The organism is Nocardiopsis lucentensis DSM 44048, assembly GCF_000341125.1.
GTDB classification, from domain to species: Bacteria; Actinomycetota; Actinomycetes; order Streptosporangiales; family Streptosporangiaceae; genus Nocardiopsis; species Nocardiopsis lucentensis.
Genome location: NZ_ANBC01000180.1, coordinates 1 through 8,895, shown reverse-complemented (window position 1 = coordinate 8,895; position 8,895 = coordinate 1). Strand labels below are relative to the sequence as shown.

Below are 8,895 nucleotides of genomic sequence, written 5' to 3'. Positions count from 1 at the left end.
TCGCCCTCCGGGTGCAGTCCGCCGTCGCGGAGCCACAACTGGTAGCCGAAGTTGTAGAAGACGGTGTTGCAGGAGACCACGATCGCCCGGTGCAGCGTGATCGAGCCATGGCCCTGCCCCGCGTAGTTGGCGAAGTTCTGGCCCCCGATGTTGACCGAACCGGGGCAGGCGTAGGTGCTGCGCAGCGAGTACCCGCTCTCGGCGGCGGCCGACAGCGACGACACCTTGAACGTCGAACCCGGCGGGTACTGGCCCTGGAGCGCCCGGGAGAGCAGGGGTTCGCCCGCCTCCTCGCTGAGCATCTCGTCGAAGGTCTCCTGGTCGATCCCGCCCTGCCAGACGCTGGGGTCGTAGGTCGGCACGCTGGCCATCGCCACGACGCCGCCGGTGCGCACGTCCAGGACGACGGCGGCGCCGGCGTCGGCCTTGTAGCGGGGCCTGGCCGCGGCCATCCCCTTGGCGAGGGCCTCCTCCGCGATCCGCTGGACCTCCAGGTCGATGTGGGTGACCAGGTGCATCCCGGGTTCGGGCGGCCGGTCGGAGATCACCTCCATCACCTGGCCGTGGTTGTTCACACCGAGCGTGCGCAGGCCGGCGGTGCCGCGCAGCCGCGTGTCGTAGACCTTCTCCAGCCCGTCGCGGCCCACCTGGTCGATGCCGGTGAACTGCGTGCGCAGCTCCTCGCGGGCCTCCAGCTCCTCCTGGGTGACCGGCTGGAGGTAGCCCAGCACCTGTCCGGCGAGCGCGCCGTTGGGGTACTCGCGCAGGGCGTGGGCCTGGGCCGTGATCCCGGGAAACTCGTCGGCCCGCTCCATGATGTGCAGCGCGACGGGCGCCTCGACCCCCTCCGCCAGGGTGACCGGCTGGTAGGGCGAGCCCGGCCAGCAGGGGCGCTGGACGTCGGGGCCGCACAGGCGCATCCGCTGCCGGAGCTCCTCCAGCGGGACGTCGAGCACCCCGGCCAGGTCGGACAGGACGGCCTCGCCGCCGTCGTCCATGCCGGTGAGCTCGTGGTAGTCGGCGGACACGACCAGCTCGGTCCGGTTGCTCACCAGGGGGCGGCCCCGGGCGTCGAGGATCTGGCCCCGGGTGGCGGGGACGACGAGCCGCTGGTGGTGGTTGGAGACGGCGAGTTCGCGGTAGTGCTCCCCCCTCGGCACCTGGAGATACCACAGGCGTACCCCCAGCAGGGCGAACAGGGCCACGACCAGGACCTGGACGAGGACGATGCCCACCGTGCCGAGCTTGCGGCCCGGCAGGGAGGGGTCCACGGGTGGTCTGCGCACGGGATCACCACCCTCCCAGACCGGTTGGTCCCTGGATGGTGGCGAACTCGTTCTCGGTGAACGCGTTGCGGATCCACAGCAGGGGCACCGTGACCAGCGGGGAGACGAGCGTCGTCAGGACCGTGCCCACCCCCACGGCGACCGCCGTCGCGCCGAGGGACACGCGCGGGTCGCCCATCACCAGTCCCACGGCCGCGTACCCCAGGCCCACGCCCAGCGATGTCACCGCGGTGACCCCGATGCCGGTCCACGCCGAGGGCGGGGCGCCCACCGCCCCCGGGGAGCCGGTGTTGGCGCGCAGCAGGGCGACCAGGTAGGCGGCGACGCACAACACGAGCGCGTAGCGGCCCACGGCGTGTTCGGCGGGCGGAAGCAGGTCCATCGCCAGGCCGGCCGCGAAGCCCGCGCTCGCCGCCACGGCCGGAGTGGTGGTCAGGGCCACCGCGACCAGGGCCGCGACCACCAGGTCGGGACCGGGGCCCCAGTCGAACTGGACCCGGTTGACGGCGGTGGCTTGGACGAGCACCGCGACGGCCACGATGACCAGGGTCGCCGCTGACCTCATCGGTCCCCCTCGGGTTCGGAACGGGGCGGAAGGACGGAGTCGCGCGGATCCTCGGCGGGACCCGCGACCACCACCCCCACCAGATCGAGCGAGGCGAAGTCGACGGCGGGGGCGATACGGGCGAGCCGGCTCAACGCGCCCGGCGCGGACTGGACCTCCTCGACGGTGCCGATGGGGACACCGGGCACGAAGGGCGCGCCCTCGTGCGATCCGAGCGTGACGACGCGGTCCCCGGCCTCCACCGGGTCCTCCATGTCGAACAGTTCCAGGGTGAGCTCGGCGTCGGGGCCGCCCGGGAGCGCGCCGCCCCGGACGACGCCGATCTTGCGGGTGTCCTCCAGGCGCGCTCCGACGGCCGAGGCGACGTCGGTGGCCAGGACGACCGTGGAGGTGCTCGCTCCGGCCTCGACGACACGGCCCACGAGCCCGTGGCCGTTGACCACGGTCATGTCGGGTCGAACACCGGAATCGGTGCCCACGTCCAGGGTCACCGTGTGGGCGAGGCCGCGCGCGGTGACGCGGGTGACGGCCTGGGCCGGGACGATCTCGTATCCGCCGAGCCCGGACAGGTGAAGGAGTTCGTCGAGCTGGTCGGCTCGCTCCTCGTCGTTGTCGACCGCCTGGAGCCGGGCCTCCAGCTCCGCGTTGGCCTCCTCCAGTTCGGCGATGCGCTCGGCCGCGTGCGGGGCTTGGCGCAGACCGTCGTAGAGGGACACGGCGGGGGCGGCGGCCCAGCCCACCCCGGCCGCGGCGGGGGTGAAGACGTACTCGCCCGCGGCGCGGCCGACGGAGGTGACGGGGTCCGCGCCGGGTCGGGAGTCCAGGACGAGGAGGGCCACGGCCGCCACCATGAGGACGACGAGGACGAGCCGGGACCTGGGTGAGTCGCGGAACATGTCACCGCCGCCGTTCGGGGACCAGGACCTGGTGCAGGCGCTCGTAGTTCTCCACGCAGGTGCCCGACCCGATGGCCACGGAGTCGAGCGCGTTGTCGGCGACGTGGATGGGCATGCCGGTCTCGTGCAGTAGGCGGTCGTCCAGTCCGCGGAGCAGGGCACCACCGCCGGTGACGGCCACGCCCCGGTCCATGATGTCGCCGGACAGCTCGGGGGGACACTTGTCGAGGCTGGTGCGGACGGCGTCGATGATCGCGGTGACCGGTTCCTCGATGGCCTGGCGGACGTCGGTCTCGGACAGGACGATGGTCTTGGGCAGTCCGCTGATGAGGTCGCGCCCGCGCACCTCGGCCTGGAGCTCCTCGGCCGCCGTGGGGTAGGCCGAGCCGATGGCCATCTTGAGTTCCTCGGCGGTGCGCTCCCCGATCATCAGGGAGTACTCCTTCTTGGCGAAGGTCATGATGGCCTGGTCGAGTTCGTCCCCGCCCACGCGGATGGACTGGGAGGTGACGATGCCGCCCATGGAGATGACGGCGACCTCGGTCGTTCCGCCGCCGATGTCGACGACCATGTTGCCGGTCGGTTCGTGGACGGGGAGCCCGGCGCCGATGGCGGCGGCCATGGGCTCCTCGATGATGTAGACCTTGCGAGCGCCCGCCTGGTATCCGGCCTCCTTGACCGCGCGGTGTTCGACGGAGGTGATCCCGCTGGGGACGGCGACGATGACGCGGGGTTTGGCGAAGTGGCGGCGCCGGTGGATCTTCTGGATGAAGTAGCGCAGCATCCGCTCGGTGATCTCGAAGTCGGCGATGACCCCGTCCTTGAGCGGGCGGATCGCCGTGATGTTGGTCGGTGTCCGGCCGATCATCTGCTTGGCCTCGATGCCGACCGCGACGATCCTGCCCGTGGAGGTGTTCACGGCGACGACCGACGGCTCGTTCAGTACGATGCCGCGCCCGCGTACGTACACGAGCGTGTTGGCCGTTCCCAGGTCGACGGCCATGTCCCGGCCGAGAAAAGCAAGGTTGTTCGGCATGTAACGTCCTCAGGCGCCGTGTCGGACGCGGTTGACCGGCGCGACCATAGGTAGTCGTTCCGGCACGATCGGTATCCAGCACCCGTATCGTAACGGACCGCACTTACGACGTTACGCAAACACACCGAATTGTTGCCTGGCCCCTGGACGAAGGCCGATATACCTGGCGGTTCAGCCGTTCCCGGCCACCGCCCCTTCGTCGCCCCGGAGCCGCCGACGGCCTCCGATCCGGGGCCGGAAGGCGGTGTCGCCCGTCGACCCTATCGACGCGAGCTCCTCCGTGCCGGGGATCGGGCGCATCGGCCCGAACGCGCCGAGCGCCCGGCCCGCGGAGGTACGCGGGCCGGGCGCTCGGCGAGGACCTGGATCAGGCCAGGTCGGGGAAGAACAGCTTGATCTCGCGGTCGGCGGAGTAGGTGGAGTCCGAGCCGTGCACGATGTTGGCCTGGACCTCCAGGGCGAAGTCGCCGCGGATGGTGCCGGGGGTGGCGGAGACCGGGTCGGTGGCGCCGGCCAGGGCGCGGAAGGCCTCGACCGCGCGCTCGCCCTCGACCACCATGGCCACGAGCGGGCCGCCGGTGATGAACTCGACCAGGGAGTCGAAGAACGGACGCTCGGCGTGCTCCTCGTAGTGCGTCTTCGCGGTCGGGACGTCCAGCGTGCGCAGCTCCATGGCGACCAGCTTCAGGCCCTTGCGCTCGATGCGCGAGATGACCTCGCCGACGATGTTGCGGCGAACGCCGTCCGGCTTGATGAGAACGAGAGTGCGCTCCACGGGCGGTACAACTCCTCTGCTAGAGAATCCGCGTGGCACGGTGGGCGCACGCCCACGGCGACGGCCGCACGCGGAGAACGGGGTGGGTGGGTGTCACGGGAGGCACGGCCTCGATCGGGGACACCCCCCGGGAAGGGACCGGCCACAGGCCCGGACCCGCGCCACACTACCGCGTCAGACCGTCCTAGGTGGTGCCGCTGGCCGCTTGGGCCTCCTCCAGCTCGTTCTCGTCGCCCTCCTCGGCCTCGGCGCGCGCCTCGTGGGCCGCGCGCGCCTCGTCGACCCTGCGGCCCATGATCACGCCGACCACCCACAGGGAGCCGAACACGACCGAGATCAGCAGCATCCCCGACACCAGGAACGCACTGCACAGCATGGCCGCCTGGAGGGCCCAGGCGGCGTAGTGGGCCCAGGTGTACCGCTGGAGGGCGCTGAGCACGAGGGCGGCGACGGCCAACCCTCCCCAGACGCCCACGGCCAGGGTGGTTTCGATGCCTTCGAGGTTGATGGCCACCGGTATGGCCAGTCCGAGGATGATGACCTCGAAGGCCAGGACGACAGCGCAGACTACGCGCACGGCGGGTTCCCTTCGTGGATTCGTCCGCCGCTACTCCCCCGCGCCCCGCAGCAGGTGCACGGCGTCACCGGAGGTGACGACCGACCCGGTGACCAGGACACCGGCTCCACCGAACTCGGTGCCGTCCTCGGCCAGGCCCACGGCCCGGTCGATGGCGTCGTCGAGTCGGGGCGCCACGTGTACGCGGTCCTCACCGAAGATCTGCTGTGCGAGAGCGGACAACCGCGCCGGTTCGAGAGAACGCGGCGAGGAGTTGCGGGTGACGACGATTTCGTCGAGCAGTGGTTCAAGGGGTTCCAGGATCCCCTCCACGTCCTTGTCGGCCATGATCGCGACGACGCCGACCAGCTTGGCGAAGGAGAAGGCCTCCTCGACGGCGGTCACGGTCGCGGTCATCCCGGCCGGGTTGTGTGCGGCGTCGGCGATCACGGTCGGGCTGGTGCGCACGACCTCCATCCGGCCCGGGGAGTCGACCCCGGACAGGGCCTCACCGACGATCGCGGGGTCCAGGCCCCCGGCGTCCTCACCGGTGGCGGCGAAAGCCTCCACGGCGGCGATGGCGACGGCGGCGTTGCCGGCCTGGTGGGCGCCGAAGAGAGGTAGGAAGAGCTGTTCGTAGCCACCGGTCAGACCCTTGACCGCGACCTGTTGTCCACCGACCGCCACGTCGCGGGCGGTGACACCGAACTCCAGGCCCTCGCGGGCCACACGAGCGCCGACCTCGGCGGCGTGGCGGACGAGGACCTCGGCGGCGGGCAGCGGCTGCTGGGCGAGGATCGCGATGGAGTCGGGCTTGATGATGCCCGACTTCTCCTCCGCGATGCCCTCCAGCGTGTCGGGCAGGTACTCCGTGTGGTCGATCCCGATGGGTGTCACGACGGCGACGTCGGCGTCGATGACGTTGGTCGCGTCCCAGCGGCCGCCCATCCCGACCTCGACCACGGCCACGTCCACCGGGGTGTCGGCGAAGACCGCGTAGGCCATGGCGGTGAGCAGCTCGAAGAAGGACAGGGGCGCGTCGTTCATCCCGTCCGCCATGTCCACGTAGGGACGGATGTCGTCGTAGGCCTCGACGAACCGCTCCTGCGAGACGGGCTCCCCGTCCACGACGATGCGTTCGCGCACCGTGCGCAGGTGGGGGCTGGTGTAGCGGCCCACACGCAGGCCACGGGCGCGCATGAGCGCGTCGATCATGCGGGCGGTGGACGTCTTGCCGTTGGTACCGGTCACGTGGATGACCCGGAAGCCGCGCTGCGGATCACCCAGCAGGTCCAGCAGGGTGCGGATCCGGTCGAGCCGAGGGTCGATCTCGGACTCGGGCGTGCGGCCCATGATCTCGGCGGTCACCTCGGCGTAGCGCCCAGCGGCGCTCGCGCCGGTCACGGCGTCTCGGTGGTCGGGATGTACACGCCGGTCAGTTTACGCGTCTGAAGCCGCATGTCATCCCCCGAGTAGGGCAATCACTAACCCGTTCGACGCAAAGCATACTGAGAACATGCGAACCCTTGACCCCTTCTTCACCGAGTGGGCCCGCAAGCGCCCCGGACAGACCCGCAGCCGCGAGCGCGCACGACTGCTCATGGCGGCCCTGGACCTGGATCCGGCGGCGGTGCCGGTCCTCGGTGTGGTCGGATCCAAGGGCAAGGGCAGCACCGCGACCTACGCCTCGGCCGCGCTGTCGGCCGCTGGTCTGCGCACGGTCCTGTGCACCGGCCCGAGTTTCCGCTCCTACCGCGAGCGGGTGCGGGTCGACGGGGTGTCCCTCACCAACGCGGAACTGGACGCGTTGGGGGCCCGCGTCGAGTCCGCCAGGCTGACCCTCCCCCCGGTGGAGGCGACCGGCGGGCACCTGGCGCCGAGCGGGCTGTTCCTCATCGCCGCGCTGCTGCGGGCGCGGGAGGTCGGCGCGGACGTGTGCGTCCTGGAGGCGGGTGCGGGAGGGTACCGCGACGAGCTGCGCGTGATCGGGCCGGACGTCGTGGCCCTGGGCAAGGTGTTCGGCGAACACCTGGGGGTGTTGGGTGACACCGTCCCCGAGATCGCCGGGGAGAAGGCCCGGGTCGCCGGGGACCGCACCCGCGCGCTGGTGAGCCTGCCCCAGACCGCCGAGGTGACCGACGCGGTGGCGGACGCCCTGGTGGAGGCGACCGGCGGCCGGGTCGTGGCCGAGATCGTGGATCCCGGCGCGGAGGGCGTCGAGCCCCCGGTGGAACTGCGCCCGGCCGGGCTGTCGGCGGCCTCGGGGGTTCTGGGAACGGCGGCCGCGCTGCGGATGCTGGACGTCCTGGGGCGTCCGCGCCCCCCGCGCGAGCGACTGCGCGAAGTGCTGGGCACGGTCCGGCTGCCCGCGCGCCTGTCCCGGCACCGGGTGCCCGGTTCCGGGTCGGCCGAGATCGTGGTGGACTCGGCGATCAACGGGGAGGGGGTCGCGGCGGCGCTCGCGCACGCCCGCACCCTGTGGGGTGGGGTCGACCACGTCCTGCTCTGCCTGCCCGACCACAAGGACGTGTCCGGTGCGGTCGCGGCGCTGGGGGACGTCCCGGTCACGACGGTGGTCCTGCCCGAGACCCACCTGCGGTTCGAGCACGCCCTACCTCCGCACTGGCGGACGATGCGGGCTGAGGAGTTGTCCCCCGGCACGGTCGCGGCCCTGGGCGACCGCCTGCTGGCGATGGGCACGGTGTACTTCACCGGCCGGGTCCTGGAGGCCGTGGACGCGCCCACCGACCGGCTGTTCGACCCGCTGGACTGAGGGCGCCCGGAGGAGGCGGCGGGGCCGGGGACACGCGGTCCCCGGCCCCTCACCGTGCTTGCTCTGGTCCTCCGCTTCGCTTCGGACCGTGTTCGGACGGCCGGTCAGTCGCGTCCGTGGCCCCGCCCCGGCCGGTAGACCGGCTGGGACTGCGGGTTGAACTCGTCCATCACGACGCGCTCGGCCGCGCGCAGCCTCGGGTCCTCCAGGCGCAGGACGTCGAGGCCCCGCACGATGTCGGAGGAGTACACGTAGCCGTTGTAGTAGTACGTCGACCAGGTGTCGTTGTCCTGGACGCCGTCCTCGACGCGGGAGTCCATGTCGAAGTAGCCGATCTCACGCGGTTCGTCCGGGTCGTTGAAGTCGATCACCGACACACCGCCCTGGTACCAGGACTGCACGAAGTAGTCGCGGCCCGGCACGGGGATCAGCGAACCGTTGTGCGCCACGCACACCTGGTCGCCCTGGTGGCGCTCGATCTTGAAGTAGCTGGCGAACTCCAGGGTGGGCTCGTCGTCATCGCCCCCGATCGTGTAGACGGCGTCCGCGCCGCGGTCACCGCCGATCTCCTCGGTACAGGTGGGGGCGCCGCCACCGCCGAGCTCGTCGGTGAACACCACCGTGTCGCCGCTGTTGGTGAAGGTCGCCGAGTGCCAGAACGCGAAGTTCTCGTCGCGGACGACCTCCGTGACCACGGGGTTGACCGGGTCGGAGATGTCCATCAGGATGCCGTCACCCATGCACGCGCCGGCCGCGATGTCCTTGGCCGGGTACACGGTGATGTCGTGGCAGCCCTGGGTCGGCAGCAGCAGACCGTCCTGGTCGTGGTTGCCGCCCTCCGGGAACAGGACCGGCTCGTTGACGATCGCCGCCTCCTCGGGTGCGTCGTGCGGCACCTCGATGACGGTGATCTTGTCGTGCGGGGTCTGGCAGTTCGGGAAGGCGTCGGAGGGCGAGTAGGAGGACACGTAGATGATGTCGCTCCCGCCGTCCTCGCTGGGCACGAGG

The 8,895-nt window shown here is 71.4% G+C and carries 9 protein-coding genes; 1 reads left to right on the top strand and 8 read right to left on the bottom strand.

All coding sequences use genetic code 11. The features are described from left to right. The 7 genes from D471_RS0105945 to D471_RS0105915 form a co-directional block, all read right to left on the bottom strand. Window positions 1-1,286 (bottom strand): peptidoglycan D,D-transpeptidase FtsI family protein (locus tag D471_RS0105945; protein WP_040688541.1); only part of this gene is annotated, 1,286 nt, incomplete at its 3' end. Between the two features lie 4 nt (window positions 1,287-1,290). Continuing rightward, window positions 1,291-1,851, bottom strand: a complete 561-nt coding sequence (mreD, locus tag D471_RS0105940; RefSeq protein ID WP_017597779.1) for a rod shape-determining protein MreD — start codon at window positions 1,849-1,851, stop codon at window positions 1,291-1,293. Then, a complete protein-coding gene (gene mreC, locus D471_RS0105935) occupies window positions 1,848-2,747 on the bottom strand; it encodes a rod shape-determining protein MreC (RefSeq protein WP_017597778.1) in 900 nt (299 codons plus the stop codon). The genes mreD and mreC overlap by 4 nt, the downstream gene beginning before the upstream one ends. Before the next feature lies 1 nt (window position 2,748). Then, a complete protein-coding gene (locus tag D471_RS0105930; protein ID WP_026127449.1) occupies window positions 2,749-3,783 on the bottom strand; it encodes a rod shape-determining protein in 1,035 nt (344 codons plus the stop codon). A 367-nt stretch (window positions 3,784-4,150) separates the two neighbouring features. After that, window positions 4,151-4,558 (bottom strand): nucleoside-diphosphate kinase, encoded by a 408-nt coding sequence (gene ndk / locus D471_RS0105925; protein ID WP_017597776.1) that lies wholly within the window; start codon window positions 4,556-4,558, stop codon window positions 4,151-4,153. A gap of 184 nt (window positions 4,559-4,742) precedes the next feature. After that, window positions 4,743-5,135, bottom strand: a complete 393-nt coding sequence (locus D471_RS0105920; RefSeq protein ID WP_017597775.1) for a DUF4233 domain-containing protein — start codon at window positions 5,133-5,135, stop codon at window positions 4,743-4,745. Between the two features lie 30 nt (window positions 5,136-5,165). Next, complete coding sequence (locus tag D471_RS0105915) at window positions 5,166-6,518, bottom strand: bifunctional folylpolyglutamate synthase/dihydrofolate synthase (protein ID WP_017597774.1); 1,353 nt, start codon at window positions 6,516-6,518, stop codon at window positions 5,166-5,168. Window positions 6,519-6,630: 112 nt separating this feature from the next. On the opposite strand from D471_RS0105915, the gene D471_RS0105910 reads away from it, so the two are divergent. Next, window positions 6,631-7,887, top strand: coding sequence for a folylpolyglutamate synthase/dihydrofolate synthase family protein (locus tag D471_RS0105910; protein WP_017597773.1), 1,257 nt, complete (start codon window positions 6,631-6,633; stop codon window positions 7,885-7,887). Between the two features lie 104 nt (window positions 7,888-7,991). Here the strand turns inward: D471_RS0105910 and D471_RS0105905 are convergent. Continuing rightward, window positions 7,992-8,895, bottom strand: a 904-nt coding sequence (locus tag D471_RS0105905) for an LVIVD repeat-containing protein (protein WP_017597772.1), incomplete at its 5' end; no start/stop codon positions are given.

Bases quoted from the DNA above. Each gene is read 5' to 3' on its own strand.
- mreD (WP_017597779.1), bottom strand. From the start codon at position 1,851: ATGAGGTCAGCGGCGACCCTGGTCATCGTGGCCGTCGCGGTGCTCGTC.
- D471_RS0105930 (WP_026127449.1), bottom strand. From the start codon at position 3,783: ATGCCGAACAACCTTGCTTTTCTCGGCCGGGACATGGCCGTCGACCTG.
- mreC (WP_017597778.1), bottom strand. From the start codon at position 2,747: ATGTTCCGCGACTCACCCAGGTCCCGGCTCGTCCTCGTCGTCCTCATG.
- D471_RS0105910 (WP_017597773.1), top strand. From the start codon at position 6,631: ATGCGAACCCTTGACCCCTTCTTCACCGAGTGGGCCCGCAAGCGCCCC.